Raw genomic sequence first — 26,384 nt, 5'->3', positions numbered from 1 at the left:
CTCTCATTCGTTAGTAATTGTTTCAAACGATAAAACCCACACATCAAGCTCGGTGCCATCTTCGTCCAATGCTTTCTGATCTGTTTTTGAAAGTACAAGGCTATCGCAACCGTATGCTTGTAACATTTCTTTCGTAATCATTCCCTTACGATCAGTATCAGCTTGGGTGTCATTAACTGGTGTTACTAAACCTGCTGCTGCAAGTCTACCTTTAATCCAACGACCAAGAATGAGTTCATCGCCAACAGCACTGAATTGTTTATTGCCATCGCTTGTGGTATGAGCTTTAAACCAATAGCCATCATCGGTTACAACAAAAAAAGGCTTGTTTTTTTCAGGGTAACCTTCTGAACGAGTTATCGCTTTGCTAACAGTCAATTGAGTTTCGTACCAATCACGGGATTTCCTTTTACTTCGTGGTGCGGCATAGCTAACATTTATATTTGACTTTGTGAAATGCTTACCATCATCCATATGCCGCTCATCGTAAGCAGGAACTTTTAATGGCAGTACAAAAGAAACGTCTGTTTTATGCTGTTCATAAAGCTGTACACCAGTTTGGGGAATCTGTGTTACCGTATCAATGCCACTAAGTGATGTGTTAACTTCCCTGACTATTGGCATTCCTATAATGTTAGCAATATTATCAGAGCAGTTCTGAGCCTTTAGCTTCTCTAAAAATTCAGCAATTTCTTTACATTCAGTAGCATCATAAGTAACCGATGAGATTTCATATTGCCTACGGTTATTAGCATCTAATTTGATTACACCTAAGTTTGCGGAACCAATAATAGCAGAAAAAGGTTGTCCATCTTTATAAAAGCAGTATACTTTTCCATGATATTTGAATGCTTTTACGATCTTAATTTCACCTATACCAGTCTCTGTCCATTTTTTGTTGATTTCTAAAGCAGTATTATATGATCCTTCTGGCATTCCTTCGATGAAGTACATTCCAATGGTAAGGCATATACTAGATATATTATGCTCTTCGACCAGATTGTCGAGTTCTTCCAAGGCAGCACGAGAAATATATCCAACCGCAATTTCAACACGGTCTGATTTTGCAATTTGCTCGTTAAAACAATTTATAATTGTTTGTTGACCCTCTGATGTTCCAAGAGGTAGGATGTTTGAATATAACAGTTTCATTAGCTCACTCCTTTGTTTTTGGTGGGGTTTCTGTAGTTTTTTCAATCTCCATAATATCTGAAATATCGCAGTTAAGCGCCTTACATACTTTTATTAAAATGTCAGTATTAACATTTTCATTTTTTCCAAGCTTAGCCATTGAAGCTGTACTAATACCAGCTGCTTCTCTTAAGTCCTTTTTTTTCATATCTCTATCAATAAGAAGTTTCCATAGTTTTTTATAACTTATGGACATAATATCACCTCGCCTTAGTACCTAGCCTAAGTTAATAAATAAAGTTTATCACAAAGTTAGTGAAGCAACAATTAAAATTCGCAAACGTAAAATAAATGTTGAGGCAATCAAAATACATGTTATAATTTACCTATGAACTAATGTTTGAATAGTAAAAATCCTTAAAGATATTAATTTCATATGGGGTGAGGAGGGAGTGCCTTGGCGGGTAATCGTTCTTTTAAAGATTACGTGGATGGTAGATTCTATAATGAGATATTTTCTGCCATACAAACCTATGCAACGGATAATTGTGAAGATTTAGACTTACGGTTATACAGAGTTCAAAACATTGGCGGCATTGAGTTATCAGATATAGAAGTAAAGTTCGTATCTGTTAATGACTTACCGGACATGAAAATAGAATTTGATGTTGCTGTTGAAGCGGAATTCGAAGTCCGTGAATCAAATCATCGTTATGATGAATCAGAAAATTGCCGGCAATGGTTTATGCTAGAATGCTCAGGTGATTTGGATTGCAATTTGGATGATTTTTCAATCTCTAGTATAACGGAGTATACTAGCAAAAATAAGCAGCCGAAACCTATGTCAGACTCCCTTGTCCCTATCATTCATAAGGAACAACTAGAATCTGTTGCTACAGACTTCCTTAGAAGACATTACCCTGAAGCATTAAAAACTCCTATGGCAGTTGAGCCACAGGTGTTGGCAGAAAAAATGGGCCTTACAGTAGAAATGCGAGAGATTACAAAGGATTTCTCTGTTTTTGGGCAGATATACTTTCACGACTGTGATGCAGAGTTTTATGATGAAGATAGCGATGAAATGGTACAGACCCGTGTGAGTGGCCGTACAATAATCGTGGACCCTAAAGCTTACTTCCTTCGTAATCTGGGATCAGTCAATAATACTATTGTGCATGAGTGTGTCCATTGGGATCAACATAGAAAAGCACTTGAATTGGAGCGGTTATATAATAGTAGTGCCACACGAATCAAGTGTCAGGTAGTCGGAGGTATAAAAGACAATACCAGAGATGCAACTGACTGGATGGAATGGCAAGCGAATGCCCTCGCCCCAAAGATACAAATGCCACTTGCTATGTTTAAAACCCAAGCGTTCAAATTTATTAAGCAATTCAGTTCAGAACTGGGAACATCTGAACTTATAGATGTAATGGAGCCAGTTATTGACGCCTTAGCAACGTTCTTTAGCGTATCTCGAACAGCAGCTAAAATTCGAATGATTGATGCTGGATATGAGGAAGCAATCGGAACTTTTACTTATATAGATGGTCGCTACGTCAAGCCTCACAGATTTAAGAAGGGTGCGCTTGAAAGAAATCAGACCTTTTCAATAGGCGCAGAGGATGCTGCCATCCAAAGCATAACCAATCTAGAAATGGCTGCTCTAGTTAGAGACGGAAGTTATATATATGTAGATTCTCACTTTGTGCTAAACCATCCAAAATATTTAACACAGGATATATTCGGACAAATGGTACTTACAGACTACGCACGAACCCATATGGAAGAGTGTTGCTTGGTTTTCGAGTTATCAGTCAAATCCGGGTGTAGGGAAAGATACTATACCGAATGTTTCCTCAACCGTGACAAGACATCAAATATAGATTTTGATATAAAGTATTGTAATGGTTTTGAGTATGCGGCTCCGGAAAAGAAAGCCCGATTACTAGCCGAAACAATAGCTGAAGAAATGCGAATCTATAATGAATTGCCAAATAGCTATACCAGCTCTCTCAAAATAGTACGTGAGTGGAAAAAAGTAACTTATAAAGAATTAGCAGAGAAAATATTGGTCAACGAGCGTACCATAAGACGAATCGTTAATGGTGAGGAACCGGGATCTATTAATTCCATAGTATTGATTTGCCTTGGACTTCATCTACCGCCAAATATTAGCAGTCATATAATTCGCAACTCACCATTTTCATTGAACTTCAATAACAATAGTCATATTTGGTATAACTTTGCATTGACTCACCTATATGCAAAATCGATGGATGAGATTAGAGCATTTTTACAAGAACATGGAGCAGATCCATTATAAAATTCAATATATTTTTGAAAAAGCGGACATGGGATGTCCGTTTTTTTAGTTATAAGATATGTGAGCTATACATGAATCCTTTTAAGGGTTTGTGTATGGCTTTTTTTATTGTTGTTTTTAGGTGTTTTTGTTGGGAAAAGCGTCATTTTGAGCCTGAAATTAACGGGCATGAGGTGTCCGCCAAGGCTGTCCAATTCTCACCTACAATAATGATAGATGAAGGAAAGGTCCTTCGTAGTTAGCAAGAATTAGACCATTCCTCGTCTACAAAAAAATATCAAATGCCTGATTTGCAATAAGGGCAAAGGATACATATTGCAACGTTTCAGTCCGTTTAGGATTGTTATGCGTTGCAATAGAAGTACCTTACCTTATTGCGCTCATTTTCAGGACAAAGGGTCTGTGTACTTCGAGGCACAGACCTATTTTTGTATCCTTTGCCGCCAATGCAGTCCGGCGGAAAGGATGCAAAATGAAAATTAGAATCATGTATGACAACAAACCTACCTATTTGGAGGTACCAGACGAGGACTTTACTTTAATGATTGATGCAGATTACGAGGACAGGCTATCTTTTGCCGAAGATAAGGAAACTCTGACTCGCCGTTCGCCACAGGTGATTTTGGACGAGCGTTTTAACAAGCCCGATTACAATAACTGGCACAAATTTGACAGACACAGAGGGATGCCAAAAAAGCCCTTCCGCAAGGATGATGAATCAGAGGATGCAACGGATCATATGGACTATCTTCCCGATAACACCCATGAAGTGGCTCGGAACAAAAAGGAAGATTATGAATATTACTGTGAGATTATTCGTTCTATTCTTAAGCCAAAACATTCAGAACCTTTTATCGCTGTATATCTTGATGGCATGTCAATGACAGAGTATGCAAAGCGGGAAGGTGTTAGCAAAAGCGCCATTTCACATCGTTTAGATACAGCTAAAAAGAATTTCAAAAAAATATATCCCAAATCCTCAACTTTCCCCTCTTGCCACGGCTAATAGTTAGAGGGCAGCACATAAACGCTCTCGGGAAAGAGGTGAAGAACATGAAACACAATTTGAAAATCAGTGTTTCAAAAACTCCACAGTCTGGCGGGATTGTTTCCTGTCGTAATGTCACCATAAGGGAGCGTTTCCTCCGTTTCTTACTTGGTGATAAGCAGAAACTGACTATCCTTGTTCCGGGTGACACCGTACAGGAACTCGCCATAAGTGAGATTAAGGAAGGAGGATTAAACCATGAGCAAAATCAAACTACTCTTTGATGTGGTTTCTGATATGCGCTCTTTGGCAGACAGCATACAAGCGGTTGCGGATGTAATGGCGGCCAATGAACCTGTCGAAACAAAAGAACCGACTACAACTGTAAAAGAGCCTGAACCAAATAAGAAGGAAATCACTCTGGAGGAAGTCAGAGCAAAACTCGCTGAAAAGAGTCAAGCCGGTCTTACTGCCCAAATAAGAGAAATAATCCAAAAATACGGTGGCTCTAAATTAAGCGAAGTGGACCCAAAACATTATGCAGATATGTTAAAAGATGCGGAGGTACTTGGGAATGAGTGATCATGCAGTTCTTTCCGCATCAGGCGCCCATAGGTGGCTGAATTGCCTTCCGTCTGCACGATTGGAACTGGAGTTTGTAAATAACGAATCCAGTGCAGCCGCTGAAGGCACCGCCGCCCATGCTCTCTGCGAACATAAACTCAAAAAAGCACTTCACATGAGAAGTAAGCGTCCTGTCTCAGTTTATAACTCCGATGAGATGGAAGAACACAGTGATGCCTATGTGGAATTTGTAATGGAACAGCTTGAGCTGGCAAAGCAGAGCTGCACAGACCCTTTAATATTAATCGAACAGCGTCTTGATTTTTCCTGCTATGTTCCACAGGGATTTGGAACTGGTGACTGCATCATCATTGGTGACAAAAAGCTTCACATTATCGATTTTAAGTATGGCATGGGTGTGTTGGTAGATGCGGTAGATAATCCGCAGATGAAATTGTATGCCCTTGGTGCTTTGGAAATCTACGATAGCTTGTACGATATCGAGGAGGTTTCCATGACCATCTTCCAACCCCGCAGGGAAAATGTCAGCACATGGACAATCCCGGTAAAGGAATTAAAGGACTGGGCAGAAAATGAACTGAAACCAAAGGCGAAAAAGGCCTATGACGGTGAAGGTGAATATCTGACCGGTGAGTGGTGTACTTTCTGCCGAGCGGCTGTTAAATGCCGTGCAAGGGCTGAAGAAAAGCTGAAATTAGCACAGATGGAGTTTAAACTGCCACCCCTACTTCCGGACTCCGAAATTGAAGAAGTTCTTTCTAAACTGTCTGACCTTACAAAGTGGGCAAATGAAATCATTGCTTATGCCACGGATGCTGCTGTTAATCACGGGAAAGAGTGGCGCGGTTTTAAGGTAGTCGAGGGCAGGTCTATCCGTAAATATAAGGACGAAGAGGCTGTGGCTGAAGTAGCCAAGGCAAACGGCTATAAGGATATCTATCGTCAGAGTCTCATTACCCTTACGGAAATGCAGAAGCTGATGGGGAAAAAGAAATTTGAGCAAATTCTCGGTGGCCTCATACATAAACCACCGGGCAAGCCAACGCTGGTTCCAAATTCGGATAAGCGGCCAGCTATGAATACATCAAACGTAAAAAACGAATTTAATGAGATAACGGAGGAATTGGAAAATGAATAATCAAAACAGAACGAAGGTTGTTACAAACGTCAACACACGTCTTAGCTATTTTCACGGCTGGGAACCCGTATCCATCAATGGCGGAGCGGAAAAGTACAGCGTATCCGTATTGATTCCCAAAACAGATAAGGAAACCATCAATGCTATCAATGCAGCAGTAGATGCAGCAATTGAAGAGGGCCTTGCAAAGTTTGGTGGTAAAAAGCCGAATAAGGCGGCTATCAAACTGCCACTTCGAGATGGTGACGTAGAACGTGATGACGAGGCTTACAAAGGACATTATTTTGTAAATGCCAACAGCAAGACTCCACCCCAAATAGTAGATAAAGCAGTCAGACCTATCTTGGATCGCAACGAGGTTTACAGTGGTTGTTATGCAAGAGTATCCCTGAATTTCTATGCTTTTAACTCTAATGGTAATAAGGGTGTAGCGTGTGGTCTTGGCAACATCCAGAAGATAAGAGATGGAGAGCCTTTAGGCGGAAGAACCAATGCAGCTGATGACTTCACAACGATTGAAGATGATGATTTTCTAGCATAAAGAATAAATACAAACGAGGTGGTGGAGGTTGTTCTTCTGCCACCTCGTTTGCATTGGAAGGGGCGGTAATACATGAATTCTATTTCTATTGATATTGAAACATTTAGTAGTGCCAATCTTCAAAAGTCTGGAGTTTACCGTTATGTCGAGAGTGATGATTTTGAAATTCTACTATTTGGCTATTCGGTAGATTCTGGTGAAGTACAAGTTGTTGATCTTGCCTGCGGAGAGGAAATCCCAGCTGAAATTATAAACGCACTTATGGATGATTCCGTTACCAAGTGGGCTTTCAACGCAATGTTTGAGCGTGTGTGTCTATCAAAATGGCTTAACCTTAAAGAATATCTTGACCCCGCATCCTGGAAATGTTCCATGATATGGTCGGCATATATGGGACTACCTCTTTCTTTGGAGGGAGTCGGTGCAGTTCTAGGTTTAGAAAAACAAAAATTGACTGAGGGTAAAGACCTTATAAAATATTTCTGTACACCTTGCTCCCCTACAAAATCTAATGGTGGTCGAGTTCGTAATTTACCAGAACACGACATGGATAAATGGGAGCGGTTTAAAGTGTATAACATTCGCGATGTGGAATCCGAGATGTCTATACAGCAAAGATTATCCAAGTTTCTGGTGCCGGAAAATATCTGGAAGGAATATCATCTCGACCAGGAAATCAATGATCGTGGCATTGCCATTGACATGGCTTTCGTAAAACAGGCTGTTGTGATGGATGAACATTCCCGTGAAAAGCTAATGGCTATAATGCAAGAAATAACCAATTTGGAGAATCCAAACTCTGTACAACAAATGAAAGAATGGCTTGCTGACAATGGGCTAGAAACAGATACCCTTGGTAAAAAAGCGGTTGCTGAGATGCTAAAGACGGGTCCTAAACCACTAGGCACTGTTTTGGAACTTCGTCAGCAGCTTGCAAAATCATCGGTGAAAAAATACACAGCAATGGAGAATGCGGTATGTAGTGACCGTCGTGCAAGAGGAATGTTCCAGTTTTACGGAGCCAACAGAACCGGCAGATTCTCTGGCAGGCTGATTCAGCTACAAAATCTTCCCCAAAACCATATGCCCGATTTGGAACAGGCTCGTGCTTTAGTTCGAAGCGGAAACTTTGATGCTCTTACTTTACTCTATGATTCAATCCCAGAGGTACTGTCGGAACTTATCCGTACTGCTTTTATACCACGAGAAGGTATGAAGTTCATTGTGGCAGATTTTTCAGCGATTGAGGCTCGCGTCATTGCTTGGCTTGCAGGTGAAAAATGGAGATTAGATGTATTCCAAAAGGGCGGTGACATCTACTGTGCCAGTGCATCTCAGATGTTTAATGTACCAGTTGAAAAGCATGGTGTGAACGGCCACCTTCGTCAGAAAGGGAAAATTGCCGAACTTGCCCTAGGTTATGGTGGGTCTGTTGGAGCATTAAAATCAATGGGTGCTTTGGAGATGGAAATTGAAGAAGGGGAACTTCAGCCCCTTGTAACGGCTTGGAGACAATCCAATCCCAATATCACAAAACTTTGGTGGGATGTTGACCGAGCAGTAAAAACTTGTGTTAAGAAAAAGACTCCTACTGAGACACACGGCATTAAATTTATCTATCAAAGTGGGATGCTCTTTATAGTTCTTCCTTCTGGCAGACGGCTTGCCTATGTGAAACCTCGTATGGGAGAGAATATGTTCGGCGGTGAGTCGGTTACTTACGAAGGTGTCGGTGGGACGAGGAAATGGGAAAGAATTGAAAGCTATGGCCCAAAATTTGTAGAGAATATCGTTCAGGCAATCAGTCGAGACATTTTGTGTCATGCGATGCAGACATTAAAGAATTGTTCCATTGTGGCTCATGTACACGATGAAATTATCATCGAGGCGGATAAGGGGATGTCACTTTCTGCTATCTGTGAACAGATGGCTAGGACACCAACATGGGCAAAAGGACTTTTACTCAATGCTGATGGCTTTGAGTGTCAGTTTTATCAAAAAGATTAAAATAATTGGGTATTCGAATTATCGTGTGGTAAGAAGTTAAAAGACCTTCAACTTTTAAATAATGAAAACGGGATAGCACTTATTTTATGATTAGTGTGTGCTATCTTGTTTTTCCACAAATGTCCCGATTGAAGTTTAGAAATTAAACAATCCTTGCTCTTTCCATTTATCAAAATACTTTTGATAACCCATTTCCTCAGCGGTCATAGTATATTGCACTCCATCCAATTTAAAAGTATGGGTACCAGACAAAGCCTCATATGTCGGATTCTCTTTTACATCTTCAAAAAGGGCTTCGAATGTAGCAATATCGACTTCTGATGAGCCGTTTTTTCTTGTTTCAAGAAGAATAAAATCCTCTTTTTTCCGGTCTATATCTCTTGTGAAAATTAAACCTGCTTTTTTCAATGATAAGTATAGTGGGTTCATATTCAATCCCCATTCTTTCTCAAAATTTAATATCAACTACATGGCCCTTTCTAGGGAAGAAGGCACAATTCTTGCTACAAAATTGCGCCCGTTTACGGAATTATAAAGCTTCAGTTTTTCTTCCTGAAAACCAAAAATAAATTGTAAGAATTAACAGAATGACTGGAGTAAAACCTACATACTTCCAAGCGTTTTCTGCTCCCAAAAAATAGTATGCGATAGGTATAAAAGTAATTGTACTTATTAGCATGAAAAGCCCAGAACGCTTGAAAAGCCCGAATATCAATGTGAAAATTGATGCCAAAAATGAAGCGTACCAAAGTAAAAGCATGCTAACCCCTCCCTTTCTATTTTTTCTAATTCTTGAAACTGGCCCGTCTGTAGAAGTAAAAAACTGCTGAATCAATCTTTAAATCCATTTTAACATACACAAATTCCGCACGATAATCAGATTTCCAAATTATTTTTTCAAAATCCTCAACATTCATTACCTCCTGTGGCTATTAGGTAGAGGAACTTTCCTCTGACTATATTGCAGGAGGTAATTCGTATGGACGAATTAGTAAAAATCAATTATGAAAGTCAACGACCAACCGTACTCGGTCGTGATCTACATGAAGCCTTGGAAGTAAAGACCGCTTATAAAGACTGGTTTCCAAGAATGTGTGAGTACGGATTTGAGGAAGGGTCAGACTTTAGCTCATTTTTGAGCGAAAGTACTGGAGGCAGACCAAGCATAGACCATCAGTTAACAATTGACATGGCAAAAGAGCTATGCATGATACAGCGTACTCCAAAAGGGAAAGAGTGTCGTCAATACTTTCTTGAAATAGAAAGAAGATGGAATTCCCCAGAAGCAATCATGGCAAGGGCACTTCAGATTGCCAATCAACAGCTAACACAAGTAAGGAAACAAAATAAAGTGCTTGAAGGTACAGTTGCTGTTCAGAATCAGCAAATTGCAGAAATGAAACCGAAAGTCTCCTATTATGATGTGGTTTTAAATTGTAAAGACCTCATTTCCACCTCAGCAATTGCCAAAGATTACGGCAAGTCAGCTATTTGGATGAACCGCTATCTTAATAAAAAGGGCGTCCAGTTTAAACAAGGGGGCATTTGGCTTTTATATCAGAAGTATGCGGAAAAAGGCTACACCAGCACCAAGACGCATAGCTACCTTGGCAGTAATGGTGAACAGCATACAAAGGTCCATACATACTGGACTCAAAAAGGCAGACTCTTCATTTACGAACTGATGAAGGCAGATGGTATTTTGCCTCAGATAGAAATGGAGGGTGTGTAATGGGAATCAACAAATTCAATCATGAAGGATACCATGATCCAACTCCCCATGAAGCACTGACCAACATAATGAGAAAGGAAAAGGCAGAGAAAAAATCTGCCTTTAAGCCGCTTGTATATATCTGTTCTCCCTATTCCGGTGATATAGAAGGAGACGTTAAAAAGGCTCGTAACTTTTGTAGATTTGCTTTGGAGAGTAATTGTATCCCAATTGCTCCCCACCTTATGTTTCCGCAGTTTATGGATGATGAAAACCCAGAGGAACGAGAGCTTGCCATATTTATGGACATCGTGCTTATGGGTAAATGCTCCGAGGTGTGGGTGCTGGGAAATACCATCTCAAGCGGTATGGCGAGGGAAATTGAAGTAGCCAAGAAACGCAGACAAACGGTCAGGTATTTTAGTCCGGAGCATGAGGAGGTTGAAAGCTTATGAAAATTGCAGTGGGCAATAGCCGGATGGATAGGAAATGGAAAAACAAAGATATCTCCTGGGAGGATTTTTGCTCCCGTGTAAAGACAACCCAACGTACTACAGAAACGGTAGAAGAATATCGGAAACTTAAAAAAGGCCAGCAAGATGATATCAAAGATGTGGGCGGCTTTGTCGGAGGACATTTAAAAGAAGGAAGGCGAAAGAAGGGCAATGTTCTCTGCCGTTCTTTGCTCACCCTTGATATGGATTATGGTAGACCAGATATTTGGGAGCAAATCAGTATGCTTTTCGATTTCAAATGTTGCGTTTACTCCACTCATAAGCACACACCAGAAAATCCGAGACTCAGACTTATCGTTCCCCTTGCTCGTGAGATCGGCGAAGAAGAATATGCAGCTGTTGGACGTATGGTGGCAAAAGAAATTGATATTGATCTTTTCGATGATACGACATATGAAGCCCATCGCCTTATGTATTGGCCATCCACTTCCTCTAATGGTCAATTTGTCTACGAAGAGCAGGATGGAGCATTACTTGACCCGGATATTTATCTTGCAAAATATGGAAATTGGCGAGATACGTCAACTTGGCCCGTATCAAGCAGGCAGTCTGAAGTTATTAATCGCAGTCTAAAAGAACAAGCCGATCCGCTTTTAAAGGAAGGTGTGGTAGGAACTTTCTGTCGAGCCTATTCCGTTCGTGAAGCAATTGATAAATTTTTAGGTGCAGTTTATGCACCATCTGTTATGGAAGGACGCTATGACTATATTCCAGCTGACAGTAGTGCGGGTGTGATTATCTATGATGATAAATTCGCATACAGCCACCATGCCACCGACCCAGCAAGCGGCCTGCTCCTCAATGCTTTTGACCTTGTTCGTATTCATAAATTCGGCTCTTTAGATGATAGAGCCTCCACTACAACGGCTCCTGGCAGGATGCCGTCTTTTGTGGCAATGTGCGAGTTTGCTATAAAAGATGAAGCGGTAAAAGCTGAGTTTGCTAGGGAGAGACAGTCACAGGCTGAAGAGGAGTTTAATGATGAGGATTGGCAGACAGGTTTGGAATTGGATAAGCAAGGTCGGATAAAAGACACGCTGGACAACATCGTCATGATTATTCGACATGATGAAGATTTACAGTGTATCGCTTTCAACTGCCACCGTGACGGAATTGATGCCAAAGGTGGTCTACCTTGGGAACAACTTAAGGCGGGTTGGAATGATTCGGACAATGCACTGCTGAAGGTGTACTTAAGCGGCAAATACGGGGTCTATTCTCCTACCAAGACCAAAGATGCTGTGTTAGCGGTAGCGGCTGAACGAGCCTACCACCCTGTTAAGGAGTACCTAGATTCCCTACCAAAATGGGATGGTATTAGCCGAGTAGAAAATCTACTAATTGATTATTTCGGTGCAACAGATAATTCCTACACAAAGGCAATTATTCGTAAAACGATGGTTGCAGCGATAGCCCGCATTTATAGACCAGGTACAAAGTTTGATAGTGTTCTAATCTTAAACGGTCCTCAAGGCATCGGTAAGTCAACATTCTTTGCTAAGCTTGCCGGAGATTGGTTTTCAGACAGTTTGACCATTACAGATATGAAGGATAAATCCGGGGCTGAGAAACTTCAGGGATATTGGTTACTGGAACTCGGTGAGCTTGCTGGAATGCGTAAGACGGATGTGGAGATTGTGAAGTCCTTTATCTCGAGGGCGGATGATAAGTACCGTGCCAGTTATGGGGTCAACGTGGAAAGCCATCCCCGTCAATGCGTAATTGTAGGTTCTACCAATGCAGAAAGCGGATTTCTTCGGGATATTACAGGTAACCGCAGATTTTGGCCAGTCCGTATTAGCGGTAACGGTAAAAAGAAAGCTTGGCAGATGACCAAAGAGGAAGTGCAGCAAATTTGGGCAGAGGCTCTACTTCTTTATGAGAAGGGCGAAAAACTCTACCTTGAAGGTGATGATGTAACCATGGCAACTAGTGAACAGGCAGATGCTATGGAAACGGATGAACGAGAAGGACTAGTTCGTACCTATCTGGATACGCTCTTACCGGATGATTGGGACACAATGTCTTTATACGAGCGTAGGAATTTCCTTGGAGGTAGTGAATTTGGCGGCGGCACCCGTGTTGGAACAGTAAAAAGGACCCTTGTCTGCAATATGGAAATTTGGTGTGAGTGTTTCGGTAAAGAGGCATCAATGTTAAAACCATCAGATTCCTATGCTATCGGTGCCATTATGAGAAAAATCAGTGAGTGGAACAAGTACACTGGGAACAAGAATGGTGTTGTGACGTTTCCTGTCTACGGAAAGCAACGAGCTTATTCCCGAGTCGAGGAACAACGCTAAGTTGTACCTTACCTTGTTCCCATACTGGTTCTTTCCCTAAAGTTAGTAATGATAAGGAAAATCAACGGTTCGGAACAAGTGGAACAAGAAGTATCCTATTTATTTATTAATAGTAAAAAGAAGTAATAGTAGCCTGTGCATACACGCATACGCGCGCGTATAGGAAAATTGGGTCAAAGTTGTTTTCTTGTTCCGAGCCTTTTTATATGGGAGGTATTTATGCTTGAAAAATATATAGAAAAGAAACTGGTAGCGGAGGTAAAAAAGATGGGAGGCATTGCGGCGAAGTTTGTTAGTCCAGGTTTAGATGGGATGCCAGACCGCCTAGTGCTTTTACCACATGGGAAGATGGCTTTTATAGAATTAAAGGCTCCCGGAAAGAAACCTCGCCTGTTACAGATTAGAAGAATAAAGCAATTACAGAAGTTAGGCTTTACCTGCTATGTCATTGATGATGTTAAGCAGATTGGAGGGATACTGGGTGAAATACAATCCTCATAAATATCAGACCTATGCAACGAACTTCATACTTGAGCATCCTATCGCTGCGGTGTTTTTAGAAATGGGTCTTGGCAAAAGCGTCATTACTCTAACGGCTATATTTGACTTATGTCTTGATCGTTTTGAAATTGGAAAGGTTCTGGTCATTGCCCCACTTCGGGTAGCGAGGGATACTTGGCCAGCTGAGATAAATAAGTGGGAGCATTTAAAAGGACTGGAGTTTTCGGTAGCCATCGGAACAGAACAGGAGCGGTTGGTAGCTCTTAGGAAACCTGCAAGTGTCTATCTTATAAACAGAGAAAATGTTGACTGGTTGGTAAATAAAAGTGGCATTCCTTTTGATTATGACATGGTGGTCATTGATGAATTGTCATCTTTTAAGTCCTATGGAGCAAAAAGATTTAAGAGTTTACTAAAAGTCAGACCTAGGGCGAAACGTATCGTGGGTCTTACGGGTACACCTTCCAGTAATGGGTTAATGGATTTGTGGGCAGAGTTTCGTATTCTCGACATGGGTAAAAGACTCGGCAGGTACATCACTCACTACCGCAATTCCTTCTTTACACCGGATAAACGTAATCAGCAAATCGTATTTTCATATAAACCATTGCCAGGTGCTGAAGATGCCATATATCGGCTCATTTCGGATATCACCATTTCCATGAAATCAGTGGACTTTCTGAAAATGCCAGAGTGCGTGATCAATGAAGTGCCTGTGTATCTAAATGACAAAGAACAATCCGTATATGATCACTTTCGTGAAGAGATGGTTCTTGAATTTGCTGATGAGGAGATTGATGCCATGAATGCAGCAGTCCTTTCGGGGAAACTCATGCAAATGGCAAACGGTGCAATCTATGATGATGATAAAAATCGCCATATTATCCACGACCGCAAGCTGGATGCTCTTGAGGATTTAATTGAAGGTGCTAACGGCAAACCTGTGCTTATTGCCTATTGGTATAATCACGATTTAGAGCGTATTAAGGCAAAATTTAATGTCAGAGAAATTAAGACTTCCAAGGATATCAAGGATTGGAACAACGGCGATATTTCTGTAGCGGTTATCCATCCTGCATCTGCGGGACACGGCCTTAACTTACAAAGTGGTGGTTCAACGCTTATCTGGTTTGGACTTACTTGGAGTCTGGAACTCTATCAGCAAACAAATGCGAGACTTTGGAGACAAGGTCAAAATGAGACAGTGATTATCCATCATATTATTACTAAAGGCACGATTGATGAAGATGTGATGAGGGCTTTGAAACGAAAGGAAAAGACACAATCCGATCTTATCAATGCAGTCAAAGCAAATCTTGGGAAAGCGAGGGATGCTGTATGATGGACGCTTTTGAAAAACTAGCAAATGCCATTATTCTACAGGCGGTCAAGGATTATCGTTTTGCACTGAAAAGATTAGCAAAACACCCTCGCAATGATTCTGCTTTATATACAAAACGTGAGGTTGAGTGCTTCTTTCATTCTAGATTGTTCAATGTCCTCACCTCCCTAAACCCTGACATGTTAATTCAACAGCTACAAGAGGAGGTGGTGCGATGATGACAGCTAAGGAATTCTTAAAGCAGGCTTACCGTTTGAATGAATTGATTAACTCCGACCTTGAAGAGTTGCAAAACTTAAGGGAACTATCAAGAAGTGTTTCATCCCCCGTTCTTGAGGAAAAAGTCAGTAGAACCAAGAGTACTGACCCACCCTTTGAAAAATATGTGATTAGGATAGTAGATTTGGAGCAACAGATACAACAAGAGGTTGAACGGCTAGTAAAGCTTAAATCAGATATCCGTGAAGCAATTAACCAGATGGAAAACGTAGATGAGAAGCTGATTCTTCGCTACCGATACATTAACTTTCTTAACTGGGAAGAAATCTGTGTTAACCTTAATGTTTCTATGAGAACCGTACACAGACTCCACTCATCCGCTTTGCAACATTTAAAGGTTCCAAAATAAAAGTTGGCACACTGTGGCACAGTTTGGCATACGATGACACTGTTTGTCCGTAGTGAAAGTTATATAATGGTAGTATGGAATATTAATAAACAGAAGCCTTCACGGGAGAACCACTCCTGCGAGGGCTTTTTCTATGGGCAAAAGGAGGTGCAGTATGCCAAAGAAACCTAAGCGACCGTGCTCTTACCCCGGTTGCCCAGAGCTGACCGACAAGCGCTTTTGTGAAGAGCATAGTAAGAAGGAAGCTGCACGGTATGAGAAGTATCAGCGTGACCCAGCAACACGTAAGCGTTATGGTCGTGCTTGGAAAAGGATACGTGACCGCTACATTGCAGCCCATCCTCTTTGTGAGGAATGTAAACGACAAGGAAAGTTGACCCCAGCAAATGAAGTCCATCACATTCTTCCTCTTGCAAGAGGAGGGACTCACGATAGAAGTAATCTGATGGCTCTTTGTACTCCTTGCCACTCTGCCATCACGGCAAGAGATGGAGACCGTTGGGGAACCCGGTAGGGGGAGTCAAATCTCTACAGCCTTTTCTTTGTGTAACGGGCGTGGGGCAACGCGTGAAAATTCGCGGTATCAAACAGGGTAATAGGCCCATCGACGAAAAGAGGTGAGTGAATGGCTAAAGATGGAACAAATCGTGGCGGCGCCCGTATAGGCTCCGGTCAAAAGAAGAAACCGCTTGCTGACAAAATTGCAGAGGGAAATCCAGGTAAGAGAAAGCTTGAAGTCGTTGAGTTCCAAAATACCGCTGACCTGAAGGGGCAGGAAATGCCAAAGCCAATGGCCATGCTCTCCGAAGTGCAAAAAGATGGAAAGACCCTAGTAGCGAGTGAAATCTATGAAATTACATGGAAATGGCTTGAAGAACGTGGCTGTGCCCATTTGGTACTTCCACAGCTTCTAGAGCGATATGCCATGAGTGCGGCCAGATGGATACAGTGTGAGGAAGCAGTAACCGAGTTTGGTTTTCTAGCCAAGCACCCAACCACCGGCAATGCTATTCAAAGTCCTTATGTAGCGATGAGTCAGAACTTTATGAGTCAGACAAACAGGCTGTGGATGGAGATATATCAAATCGTTAGAGAGAACTGTGCTACAGAGTATTCTGGTTTAAACCCACAGGACGATGTGATGGAGCGACTGCTATCTGCCCGCAGAGGAAAATAAAGATGAGGAGATATGATGTAATGAGTAAAAGATATTCAACAGCAGAAAGTGTATGTGCTGGACATCCTGACAAACTATGCGACATCATAGCAGATAGCATTTTGGAAGCTTGCTTACGTAAAGATAGGGCATCAAGGGTGGCTTGCGAGGTTATGGCGACTAAAGGAAAAATTATCGTGGCGGGCGAGATCTCCTGCAGCGAGAAAATAGACATCCGATACATTGTTAGGAAGGTCCTTAAAGAGATTGGATACAACCCTCTTAAATTCTTGATTTATGTATTTGTACACAAACAAAGTGTAGATATTGCAACTGGCGTGGATACTGCACTGGAAGTAAGAAATGGAATAAATGAACAGTATGGTTCGATAGGTGCTGGAGACCAAGGAACTGTGTATGGCTATGCTACAAAGGAAACGGGAGAAATGCTTCCCCTACCCCTTGTACTATCTCACAGGATTGTAAAGAGACTGGATGATTGCCGAAAAGGGAAACTGATAAAAGGTATCCACCCAGATGGTAAAGCACAGGTGACGGTGGAATATGAAGGGGACACTCCAGTGCGAATAAAGACTATTGTGATATCGGTACAGCATGATAAGGATAAAACACAGGAAGAACTTAGGACAGATATCCTTAACAATGTCCTATGGCAGTGCTTTGAGGACTTCCCATTTGATGATGAAACAGAAATTCTCATTAACCCCTCTGGTAGATTTGTCGAAGGTGGTCCCGCTGCCGATACAGGCTTAACTGGTAGAAAAATTATGGTTGATACCTATGGAGGACTTGCATCCCATGGAGGTGGTGCACTTAGTGGTAAAGACCCCACCAAAGTTGATCGAAGCGGTGCCTATATGGCTCGGTACATTGCAAAGCATATCGTCTGGTGTGGTTATGCAAAGAGATGTGAAGTTAGTATATCCTATGCAATAGGTAAGGCAAATCCTGTAGCCTTTTCTGTAAATACCCTTGGCACAGGTATTGTTTCTGACGAAATATTAACTCTTGCTGCACAGGAGATTTTCAATTTAAGACCTGCGGCCATCATTGAAAAACTACGTCTTAGAAATGTGGTTTATTCTGACACAGCGGCTTATGGTCACTTTAATAGTTGTCTGTTCCCGTGGGAAGATGTAAATAAATACAGTGAATTTAGAAAGGCGGTGGAAAAGTATGTTGATAGAGAAGATTAAAACGAAACAACTCATCCCCGCTGAATATAACCCAAGGAAGGATTTAAAACCGGGTGATCCGGAATATGAGAAACTTAAACGCTCCCTTGAGGAGTTTGGATATGTAGAACCCGTTATATGGAATAAGACCACAGGCAAAGTTATCGGAGGGCATCAACGCTTGAAAGTCCTGCTGAGTATGGGCATGGATGAAATAGAATGCGTAGTTGTCGAAATGGATGAGCAAAAGGAAAAGGCTCTAAACATTGCACTAAATAAAATAAGTGGCGATTGGAATAAAGATAAATTGGCACTTCTCATTACAGACCTAAATGCTTCAGACTTTGATGTGTCTTTGACAGGATTTGACCCAGGAGAGTTGGAGGATCTTTTCAAAGATTCCCTTAAGGATAATATAAAAGAAGATGATTTCGATGTAGACAGCGAGCTGAAAAAGCAAGCTGTTTCGAATTTAGGGGATGTTTGGATACTCGGACAGCATCGATTAGTCTGCGGAGACAGTACAAAGAAAGACACCTTTGATGTCTTAATGGATGGGAAAGCTGCAAATCTGGTAGTTACGGACCCTCCATATAACGTCAACTATGAAGGCACTGCTGGAAAAATCAAAAATGACAATATGGCGAATGAAGCGTTCTATGATTTCCTGCTTGCGGCATTTCAAAACACCGAGGCAGCGATGGCAAAGGACGCTTCTATTTATGTATTCCATGCGGATACCGAAGGACTCAATTTTAGAAGAGCATTCTCAGATGCAGGATTTTATCTTTCCGGCACTTGTATATGGAAAAAGCAGTCCCTTGTTCTTGGACGCTCTCCTTACCAGTGGCAGCATGAACCGGTTCTTTTCGGTTGGAAAAAGAAAGGCAAGCATCTCTGGTATTCAGACCGCAAGCAGACCACTATCTGGGAGTTTGAGAAACCAAAGAAAAATGGCGACCATCCAACCATGAAACCAGTGGCACTTGTGGCATATCCCATTATGAACTCAAGCCTTAGTAACTGTATTGTGCTCGATCCCTTCGGCGGTTCAGGAAGTACACTGATTGCCTGTGAGCAGACAGATAGAATTTGTTACACCATTGAACTGGATGAAAAGTACTGCGATGTCATCGTGAAAAGGTATATTGAGCAAGTCGGAAATTCTGATGGTGTGTTTCTTTTAAGAGATGGTTCGAAATTCAGATATTGTGACCTACCGGAGGTGAATGAGGATGAGTAAATTGACACTTGGTTCCCTCTTTGATGGTAGTGGTGGTTTTCCTTTAGGTGGTTTGCTTTGTGGCATCGAACCGTTATGGGCATCTGAAATTGAGCCGTTTCCTATACGGGTTACGACTAAACGCATCCCTCAGATGAAGCATTATGGGGATATAAACAAATTGAATGGTGCGGAGCTTCCACCTGTAGATATCATAACTTTTGGCTCTCCCTGCACGGATATGAGTGTGGCGGGTAAAAGAGCCGGTCTGGATGGAGAGCAATCCGTCCTTTTTTATGAAGCAATCCGAATTATTAAAGAAATGAGGTGTAAGACCAATGGACAATATCCAAGGTACGCAGTCTGGGAAAATGTCCCCGGCGCATTCTCGTCAAATAAAGGAGAAGACTTCAAGGCAGTCCTCGAAGCGGTCATCAGTGTCAAAGAGCCGAACACCTCGGTGCCTTTACCTGAAAAAGGACGATGGCCATACGCTGACATCTATATGGGAGACGGATGGAGTGTGGCTTACCGAACTATCGATGCGCAATATTTCGGAGTACCCCAACGTCGTCGTAGAATCTACCTTGTCGCAGATTTTGCAGGCAGATGTGCCGCAGAAATACTATTTGAGTCCGAAGGCATGCCAAGGAATTTTACGCCGAGCGGCAGCCCGTGGCAAAGAACTTCCGGAAATGCTAAAAACTGCACTGGAAAAACAGGCGATAGCATAACTTGCCTAAATGACCAAGGCGGAAGAGTGATGTCTGTTTCGGAGGATATCACCGCAACACTTCGAGCTGAGGAACATGGGCATCAGCCTTGCGTAATGCAGTCAAGCGGATTTTGTACCGAACACAGTGCCAAAAGTAGAAGTGTCGGTTATGAGGAAGAACGCTCCCCTACCCTAAGAGCAGGTGTTGTTCCGGGTACAGTCATGTCCTTTGAACCGGGCGCTGCTTCTCGAGTTGGTGGTCATACTGACGAAAACTTAAGTGGATCACTTCGTGCAAACATGGGAGATAATCAAACAGCTGTTGTCATTGAAAACCATCCAACTGATAGCCGTGTGAAACTCTCGGAGGATAATAAGGTACAGACGCTGACCTCTCGGATGGGAACTGGTGGAGGGAATGTCCCCCTTGTTATGAATACTCCTAAAACGTTAAAAATCCGCTCCGGCTGTGAAGGCGGTGGTAAGGGTGCATTGATACAAGATGACAAGTCTGCAACTCTTGGATGCAATAATGATCAAACCGTTTTTGTGCCTACCGCATATGGCATCTGCTCTGATAAAAGTAATTCCATGCAGTCTAGCAATCCACATAGCGGTATATATGAAGCGGATACTTCTCGAACCATTGATGCTAATGGAGGAAATCCAGGATGTAATCAAGGTGGTATTGCAGTGGTTGCTCTGCAAGGCTCGATGATTGGAAGAGAGGATAAAAACGGTCCCCAAGGAAGCGGTATAGATGAAGATGTTTCTTTCACGCTTAATACCGCCGATCGTCATGCTGTTGCCTATGCCATGACTACCGGAGCCTATGCACAGGTTGAAGAAGATAAAGCACCTACTCTATTGTCGAGAGATTATAAGGATGCCCCTGTAGTGACTCAACCTTCTTACGGTATTGATAGGGCGGCTTTTAATCAAGGACAGAACGCTCTTTATAAACCGACTATAGATGAAGAACAGCAACCTACGCTTACAGCAAAAGGTCCTGGAGCAGTGGCACACCCAGCTTCATTTTACCCTCAGATGAAAGCCGAAAGTCAATGTTACAGACAGGACGGTACATCAAATACGATTATCAATGGTACCAATCCAGGCTATCAAAATGGATTGGTTGAGCCGGACTATATTGTTCGAAGGCTTACACCAACGGAATGTGCAAGATTGCAAGGTTTTCCCGACGATTGGTGCGATGATCTTGATACGGAAAATCCGACAGAAGATGAAATTTCATTCTGGACGGAGGTTTGGGAAACTCACCGCAAAATTATAGGTAAAAGCAAAAGGCCAAAAACAAGAAATCAGATTATAAAATGGCTTAACAATCCTCATTCCGATGCAGCTGAATATAAAATGTGGGGTAATGGCGTAGCACTTCCATGCGTTTGTTTTGTGCTGACTGGCATTGTGTTATCTACACAAAATACCGCCGATTAATGGAACCGTATTTTCTACAGAAAGATGCTCTAAATGACTTGATATTAACAGCTTTTAGAGTGATATATGTACGTACCGAAAATAGAAAGGCGGTATGAAAATGCAGATTAACTATAATGTTACGGGACCAAAAAGAAAAGCACTGGTTAACGCAATCAGCCAACAACTGAATGCCCCTGTAAAATATCTCGGAGCACCTACATTTGCATATGAGGTGGCAGACTACAATGTTAACAAAAACGGAGTTCTAAGCGGACCAGACAATAAGGAACTGGTCGATGATCTATTGGGACTTCACGACTTCAAAGCAATTTCAGAAGAATTTGACGCACCACCTCCGAAAGCAGAAGCAAATGAAACGGAAGAATCTATCAATCTGATAATTCAAATGCCACGGGCAGATTTTACCGACACGGCAATCGAGAACCTAAAAGGATTGGTAGAGAGCAAAGCGGCTCTTATAAAGAAAGCGCTTGATACGGATTCCATTCCCATCATTGTAAATGAGGAATTTGTAGCATTCCCTTGGTTTCAAGGTGAGTGCTCCTCAGAGGAGGTTAAGGCATACACCCATTTTGTCACGGCACTTTGCGAAATGGCGAAAAAACAGACCCGTGTCAACTCCACCGAGAAATCAGTAGAGAATGAAAAATACGCTTTCCGTTGCTTCCTTCTAAGGCTTGGTTTTATCGGCTCAGAATATAAAATGGAACGAAAGATTCTCCTTTCCAAGCTTTCAGGTAGCTCCGCTTTCAAAAGCGGAACGGCCAAGCAGGAGGTGAGTGAACAATGAATAGCATTCACCCAGAAATGTTAAAGCAACTTAGAAGCTATTACACTCCAGGAACTCGTGTCATGCTACTTAAAATGAACGACCCCTATACCAAACTTCAGCCTGGAGCGAAAGGTACGGTTACTAGTGTTGATGACATAGGAACGATTCACGTCAGTTGGGATTTGGGTGGTTCCCTTGGAGTGGCCTTTGGTGAGGATTTATGCAAGAGAATCGAAGAGTAAACATGAATCGGAGGAGGTAATAAATGAATGAGATAATCAAAGAACAAATCCTTTCCATCCGAGAAAGTGGAGTCACAAATATGTTTGATGCAAACCGAGTCCAGTATGAAGCAAATGAACGAGGGTTTTATGAATTGGTAGTCTATTTAATAGACCATAAAACGGAATATGCTCATTTCATACTGACGGGGGAAGTGGATGAAAAGAAGTAAATAAAATTTAACTAGGATAAGGAGAAGGGCTTCATCTATAGGATTAAGGCTCTTTTCTTTTGTCCTTTTTCATAAAAGGGGCGGTGTTTATGCGGAAACTGAAGAAATATAAGCCGACCGCCTTTATAGCTGATGGGTCATATTACGATAAGGATGCTGCTGATTACGCTGTAGCTTTTATCGAAGCACTCTCCCATACGAAAGGTTTATGGGCAGGTAAGCCTTTTGAACTTATCGATTGGCAGGAGCAAATAATCCGTGATTTATTTGGAATTTTAAAGCCAGATGGATATCGGCAGTTTAATACTGCTTATGTAGAGATACCTAAAAAGATGGGAAAAAGTGAGCTTGCCGCAGCAATTGCACTTCTCCTCACTTGCGGTGATGGTGAAGAACGGGCGGAGGTGTATGGTTGTGCCGCCGATCGCCAGCAGGCATCAATTGTATTTGAAGTAGCAGCCGATATGGTGCGGATGTGTCCGGCACTGAATAAACGAGTAAAGTTGCTGGCTTCAACTAAGCGATTGGTGTACCTGCCGACCAACAGCTTCTATCAGGTATTGTCGGCTGAAGCCTACTCCAAACACGGCTTCAATATACATGGTGTTGTTTTCGATGAACTTCATACTCAGCCAAACCGGAAACTATTTGATGTTATGACAAAAGGATCTGGGGATGCAAGGACCCAACCGCTGTATTTTCTTATCACCACAGCGGGAACGGATACTCAAAGTATCTGCTACGAAACACACCAAAAAGCGGTTGATATTATTGAGGGCAGAAAATACGATCCTACCTTTTACCCCGTAATCTATGGTGCTAAAGAAGAGGATGATTGGACAGATCCAAAAGTGTGGAAGAAAGCAAATCCAAGCTTAGGAATTACGGTGGGAATTGACAAGGTAAGGGCAGCTTGTGAAAGTGCAAAGCAAAACCCTGCTGAAGAGAACAGCTTCAGGCAGTTAAGATTGAATCAGTGGGTTAAACAGTCTGTCCGTTGGATGCCAATGGCAAAGTGGGATGCCTGTGCATTTCCAGTTATACCAGAAAGTCTTGAAGGGCGGGTATGTTATGGGGGTCTTGACCTATCTTCTACAACAGACATTACAGCCTTTGTGTTGGTGTTCCCACCAGAGGATGAAACAGATAAATACATTGTTCTTCCGTATTTTTGGATGCCAGAGGACAACATTGACCTCCGAGTCCGAAGAGACCATGTGCAATACGATCTTTGGGAGAAGCAAGGGTATATTCTAACCACAGAAGGCAATGTAGTGCATTACGGCTACATTGAGCGGTTTATTGAAGAACTGGGCGAAAAATATAACATTCGAGAAATTGCGTTTGACCGTTGGGGAGCTGTTCAAATGGTTCAGAACCTTGAAGGATTAGGCTTTACTGTCGTTCCTTTCGGTCAAGGCTTTAAAGATATGTCACCACCAACCAAAGAACTGATGAAATTGACATTAGAAGAAAGAATAGCACACGGTGGGCATCCAGTGCTTCGTTGGATGATGGACAACATCTTTATAAAAACTGATCCGGCGGGCAACGTGAAGCCGGATAAAGAAAAAAGTACAGAAAAAATAGATGGCGCGGTGGCAACTATCATGGCACTTGATCGTGCTATTCGTTGTGGCTCAGGTAATAGTGGAGATTCGGTGTATGACGAGCGAGGTTTGATTGTCTTTTAAACCTTAATGGTTAACAACAATGTTTATATTCGGAGGTGACGCCTATGAATCTAATAAAAGGACTGTTTCGGTCAAGGGACAAACCGCAAAACCGTGTGGGTAGTGCATTTTCCTTCCTGTTTGGTGGTACGTCATCTGGCAAAATGGTTAATGAACGTACTGCAATGCAGGCAACAGCAGTGTATGCCTGCGTAAGGATATTAGCTGAAGCGATTGCCGGACTTCCACTTCATGTATATAGATATCGTTCTGATGGAGGTAAAGAAAGGATTCCTTTCCACCCGTTGTATTACCTTCTTCATGATGAACCAAATCCAGAGATGACTTCATTCGTGTTTCGAGAAACACTGATGAGTCATCTTTTGCTTTGGGGCAATGCCTATGCACAGGTGGTCAGAAACGGTCGTGGGCAGGCAGTTGCACTTTATCCCCTACTTCCTAACAAGATGGAAGTTAGTCGAGCAACAAACGGAGAGCTGGTCTATACCTACTATCGTGATACTGATGAAAGTGGCCTAAACCCAAAAGGTGGCTATGTCACACTCCGTAAAGATGAAGTTCTACACATACCTGGCTTAGGTTTTGATGGACTCATTGGCTATAGCCCAATCGCTATGGCGAAAAATGCAATCGGTATGTCACTTGCTACTGAAGAGTACGGTGCAGCATTCTTTGCCAATGGTGCTAATCCCGGAGGTGTGCTGGAACACCCAGGAGTAATCAAAGATATACAGAGGGTCAAGGATAGTTGGAATAGTGCCTATCAAGGCACAGGCAATGCTCACAAAATCGCTGTGTTGGAAGAGGGGATGAAGTTTCAAGCCATCGGCATCCCTCCAGAACAGGCTCAATTTCTAGAAACACGGAAGTTTCAAATCAATGAGATTGCGAGAATTTTCCGTGTGCCGCCTCATATGGTGGGAGATTTAGAGAAATCCAGTTTCTCCAATATTGAACAGCAGTCTTTGGAGTTTGTAAAATACACCCTTGATCCGTGGGTGGTGCGATGGGAACAAAGTCTCCAGCAATCGCTTATTTTGCCTTCTGAGAAAACTTCACTGTTTATCAAGTTCAATTTGGACGGTCTGCTTCGTGGTGATTACCAAAGTCGTATGAATGGCTACGCTACAGGTCGTCAAAATGGCTGGATGTCAGCCAACGATATCCGTGAACTGGAGGACATGAACAGAATACCAGCTGAGGAAGGCGGCGATTTATATTTGGTTAATGGAAATATGACAAAACTGGCTGACGCAGGTGCGTTTGCCAAAACCGAAGGAGGTCAGTAAATGAGAAAGTTTTGGAACTGGGTGCGAGATTCTGATGAAGAACGTACCCTTTATTTAAACGGAGTAATATCCGAAGAAACGTGGTGGGGCGATGAGGTCACACCTAAACTTTTCAAAGATGAACTGCTGGCAAGCACTGGCGACATTACGGTGTGGATTAATTCTCCTGGAGGTGATGTATTTGCAGCAGCCCAGATTTATAACATGCTGATGGAGTATACCGGAAAAGTCAATGTAAAGATTGATGGGCTTGCGGCAAGTGCGGCATCCGTTATTGCAATGGCAGGTGGAGATGTATATATGTCCCCGGTTTCCATGCTGATGATTCATAACCCATCAACGATTGCTATCGGTGACAGTGAGGAAATGCTACGAGCAAAAGCACTATTAGATGAGGTTAAGGAAAGTATTATTAATGCCTATGAGCTAAAAACGGGTCTTTCCCGAACAAAACTCTCCCATCTGATGGATGCAGAATCATGGATGAATGCAAATAAAGCCATTGAACTTGGTTTTGCAGACAAGATCATGTTCATGGAAAGTGAAACACCAGATTTGACGGATAGTCTTATCTTTAGCAGGATGGCCGTTACTAACTCGCTTATCAGCAAACTGCCAAAACAACCAAAACAGAAAACAGGTACACCCATTGAGTCGCTGGATAAGCGGCTTTCTTTAATTTCGCACTAATTTAAAGGAGGAAATAACA

Annotated in this window: 28 protein-coding genes; 24 read left to right on the top strand and 4 right to left on the bottom strand. The window is 42.2% G+C overall.

Going from position 1 to position 26,384, the window contains the following annotated elements:
• Positions 1 to 3: 3 nt before the first annotated feature.
• Both I6U51_RS11650 and I6U51_RS11645 read right to left on the bottom strand, forming a co-directional pair.
• Positions 4 to 1,152, bottom strand: coding sequence for a restriction endonuclease PLD domain-containing protein (locus I6U51_RS11650; RefSeq protein ID WP_039236604.1), 1,149 nt, complete (start codon positions 1,150 to 1,152; stop codon positions 4 to 6).
• Positions 1,153 to 1,156: 4 nt separating this feature from the next.
• Entirely contained in the window at positions 1,157 to 1,387 is a 231-nt protein-coding gene (locus I6U51_RS11645; protein ID WP_000028496.1) for a helix-turn-helix domain-containing protein, read from the bottom strand.
• Between the two features lie 201 nt (positions 1,388 to 1,588).
• Here I6U51_RS11645 and I6U51_RS11640 point away from each other — a divergent pair, with 201 nt between their 5' ends.
• From I6U51_RS11640 to I6U51_RS11615, 6 genes are all read left to right on the top strand, one after another.
• On the top strand, positions 1,589 to 3,457 hold the full coding sequence (locus I6U51_RS11640; RefSeq protein WP_211142799.1) for a helix-turn-helix domain-containing protein: 1,869 nt from the start codon (positions 1,589 to 1,591) through the stop codon (positions 3,455 to 3,457).
• A 472-nt stretch (positions 3,458 to 3,929) separates the two neighbouring features.
• Positions 3,930 to 4,463 (top strand): sigma-70 family RNA polymerase sigma factor, encoded by a 534-nt coding sequence (locus I6U51_RS11635; protein ID WP_246517296.1) that lies wholly within the window; start codon positions 3,930 to 3,932, stop codon positions 4,461 to 4,463.
• 240 nt (positions 4,464 to 4,703) lie between these two features.
• Entirely contained in the window at positions 4,704 to 5,027 is a 324-nt protein-coding gene (locus I6U51_RS11630; RefSeq protein ID WP_211142797.1) for an rRNA biogenesis protein rrp5, read from the top strand.
• Positions 5,020 to 6,168 carry a DUF2800 domain-containing protein gene (locus tag I6U51_RS11625; RefSeq protein ID WP_211142796.1) on the top strand — a complete coding sequence of 383 codons (1,149 nt, stop codon included), beginning with the start codon at positions 5,020 to 5,022 and terminating at the stop codon, positions 6,166 to 6,168. Before I6U51_RS11630 ends, I6U51_RS11625 begins: the two co-directional genes overlap by 8 nt.
• A complete protein-coding gene (locus I6U51_RS11620; RefSeq protein ID WP_211142795.1) occupies positions 6,161 to 6,709 on the top strand; it encodes a DUF2815 family protein in 549 nt (182 codons plus the stop codon). The genes I6U51_RS11625 and I6U51_RS11620 overlap by 8 nt, the downstream gene beginning before the upstream one ends.
• A gap of 72 nt (positions 6,710 to 6,781) precedes the next feature.
• Positions 6,782 to 8,716 carry a DNA polymerase gene (locus tag I6U51_RS11615; RefSeq protein ID WP_211142794.1) on the top strand — a complete coding sequence of 645 codons (1,935 nt, stop codon included), beginning with the start codon at positions 6,782 to 6,784 and terminating at the stop codon, positions 8,714 to 8,716.
• Positions 8,717 to 8,851: 135 nt separating this feature from the next.
• Here I6U51_RS11615 and I6U51_RS11610 read toward each other — a convergent pair whose 3' ends face one another.
• Together I6U51_RS11610 and I6U51_RS11605 are read right to left on the bottom strand one after the other, a co-directional pair.
• Positions 8,852 to 9,145, bottom strand: coding sequence for a hypothetical protein (locus tag I6U51_RS11610; RefSeq protein WP_211142793.1), 294 nt, complete (start codon positions 9,143 to 9,145; stop codon positions 8,852 to 8,854).
• Between the two features lie 100 nt (positions 9,146 to 9,245).
• Positions 9,246 to 9,476 carry a hypothetical protein gene (locus tag I6U51_RS11605; protein WP_211142792.1) on the bottom strand — a complete coding sequence of 77 codons (231 nt, stop codon included), beginning with the start codon at positions 9,474 to 9,476 and terminating at the stop codon, positions 9,246 to 9,248.
• Positions 9,477 to 9,695: 219 nt separating this feature from the next.
• Here I6U51_RS11605 and I6U51_RS11600 point away from each other — a divergent pair, with 219 nt between their 5' ends.
• From I6U51_RS11600 to I6U51_RS11515, 18 genes are all read left to right on the top strand, one after another.
• Positions 9,696 to 10,448, top strand: a complete 753-nt coding sequence (locus I6U51_RS11600; protein WP_211142791.1) for a phage antirepressor KilAC domain-containing protein — start codon at positions 9,696 to 9,698, stop codon at positions 10,446 to 10,448.
• Positions 10,448 to 10,882: a DUF7768 domain-containing protein gene (locus I6U51_RS11595; protein WP_211142790.1), complete on the top strand. Its 435-nt coding sequence runs from the start codon at positions 10,448 to 10,450 to the stop codon at positions 10,880 to 10,882. The genes I6U51_RS11600 and I6U51_RS11595 overlap by 1 nt, the downstream gene beginning before the upstream one ends.
• The gene (locus tag I6U51_RS11590; protein ID WP_211142789.1) at positions 10,879 to 13,245 is read left to right on the top strand and encodes a virulence-associated E family protein; all 2,367 of its coding nucleotides are present in this window, start codon (positions 10,879 to 10,881) and stop codon (positions 13,243 to 13,245) included. Before I6U51_RS11595 ends, I6U51_RS11590 begins: the two co-directional genes overlap by 4 nt.
• 219 nt (positions 13,246 to 13,464) lie before the next feature.
• Complete coding sequence (locus I6U51_RS11585) at positions 13,465 to 13,746, top strand: VRR-NUC domain-containing protein (protein ID WP_134229999.1); 282 nt, start codon at positions 13,465 to 13,467, stop codon at positions 13,744 to 13,746.
• Entirely contained in the window at positions 13,727 to 15,088 is a 1,362-nt protein-coding gene (locus tag I6U51_RS11580; protein ID WP_343069632.1) for an SNF2-related protein, read from the top strand. Before I6U51_RS11585 ends, I6U51_RS11580 begins: the two co-directional genes overlap by 20 nt.
• Positions 15,088 to 15,306 carry a hypothetical protein gene (locus tag I6U51_RS11575; protein ID WP_211142788.1) on the top strand — a complete coding sequence of 73 codons (219 nt, stop codon included), beginning with the start codon at positions 15,088 to 15,090 and terminating at the stop codon, positions 15,304 to 15,306. Before I6U51_RS11580 ends, I6U51_RS11575 begins: the two co-directional genes overlap by 1 nt.
• Positions 15,303 to 15,716: a DUF1492 domain-containing protein gene (locus I6U51_RS11570; RefSeq protein WP_211142787.1), complete on the top strand. Its 414-nt coding sequence runs from the start codon at positions 15,303 to 15,305 to the stop codon at positions 15,714 to 15,716. Before I6U51_RS11575 ends, I6U51_RS11570 begins: the two co-directional genes overlap by 4 nt.
• Before the next feature lie 154 nt (positions 15,717 to 15,870).
• Entirely contained in the window at positions 15,871 to 16,230 is a 360-nt protein-coding gene (locus tag I6U51_RS11565; RefSeq protein ID WP_211142786.1) for an HNH endonuclease, read from the top strand.
• A 111-nt stretch (positions 16,231 to 16,341) separates the two neighbouring features.
• The gene (locus I6U51_RS11560) at positions 16,342 to 16,893 is read left to right on the top strand and encodes a P27 family phage terminase small subunit (protein WP_211142785.1); all 552 of its coding nucleotides are present in this window, start codon (positions 16,342 to 16,344) and stop codon (positions 16,891 to 16,893) included.
• Between the two features lie 20 nt (positions 16,894 to 16,913).
• On the top strand, positions 16,914 to 18,089 hold the full coding sequence (gene metK, locus I6U51_RS11555) for a methionine adenosyltransferase (protein WP_246517292.1): 1,176 nt from the start codon (positions 16,914 to 16,916) through the stop codon (positions 18,087 to 18,089).
• Positions 18,070 to 19,311 (top strand): site-specific DNA-methyltransferase, encoded by a 1,242-nt coding sequence (locus I6U51_RS11550; protein ID WP_211142783.1) that lies wholly within the window; start codon positions 18,070 to 18,072, stop codon positions 19,309 to 19,311. The genes metK and I6U51_RS11550 overlap by 20 nt, the downstream gene beginning before the upstream one ends.
• On the top strand, positions 19,304 to 21,463 hold the full coding sequence (locus I6U51_RS11545) for a DNA cytosine methyltransferase (protein ID WP_211142782.1): 2,160 nt from the start codon (positions 19,304 to 19,306) through the stop codon (positions 21,461 to 21,463). Before I6U51_RS11550 ends, I6U51_RS11545 begins: the two co-directional genes overlap by 8 nt.
• Positions 21,464 to 21,563: 100 nt before the next feature.
• The gene (locus tag I6U51_RS11540; RefSeq protein WP_211142781.1) at positions 21,564 to 22,256 is read left to right on the top strand and encodes a virulence protein; all 693 of its coding nucleotides are present in this window, start codon (positions 21,564 to 21,566) and stop codon (positions 22,254 to 22,256) included.
• Positions 22,253 to 22,480, top strand: a complete 228-nt coding sequence (locus I6U51_RS11535; protein WP_211142780.1) for a DUF4314 domain-containing protein — start codon at positions 22,253 to 22,255, stop codon at positions 22,478 to 22,480. The genes I6U51_RS11540 and I6U51_RS11535 overlap by 4 nt, the downstream gene beginning before the upstream one ends.
• A 23-nt stretch (positions 22,481 to 22,503) precedes the next feature.
• On the top strand, positions 22,504 to 22,692 hold the full coding sequence (locus tag I6U51_RS11530; RefSeq protein ID WP_015926203.1) for a DUF5049 domain-containing protein: 189 nt from the start codon (positions 22,504 to 22,506) through the stop codon (positions 22,690 to 22,692).
• Positions 22,693 to 22,781: 89 nt separating this feature from the next.
• Positions 22,782 to 24,386: a terminase large subunit gene (locus I6U51_RS11525; protein WP_015926202.1), complete on the top strand. Its 1,605-nt coding sequence runs from the start codon at positions 22,782 to 22,784 to the stop codon at positions 24,384 to 24,386.
• A gap of 44 nt (positions 24,387 to 24,430) precedes the next feature.
• Positions 24,431 to 25,675: a phage portal protein gene (locus tag I6U51_RS11520; RefSeq protein ID WP_001048933.1), complete on the top strand. Its 1,245-nt coding sequence runs from the start codon at positions 24,431 to 24,433 to the stop codon at positions 25,673 to 25,675.
• Entirely contained in the window at positions 25,676 to 26,365 is a 690-nt protein-coding gene (locus I6U51_RS11515; protein ID WP_211142779.1) for a head maturation protease, ClpP-related, read from the top strand.
• The last annotated feature ends 19 nt before the right edge of the window (positions 26,366 to 26,384 follow it).

This window comes from Clostridium aciditolerans, from assembly GCF_016316925.1.
In the GTDB taxonomy this organism is placed as follows: Bacteria; Bacillota; Clostridia; order Clostridiales; family Clostridiaceae; genus Clostridium_AM; species Clostridium_AM aciditolerans.
The sequence above is the reverse complement of the archived record's forward strand: the minus strand, read 5'-3'. Positions and strand labels throughout refer to the sequence as shown.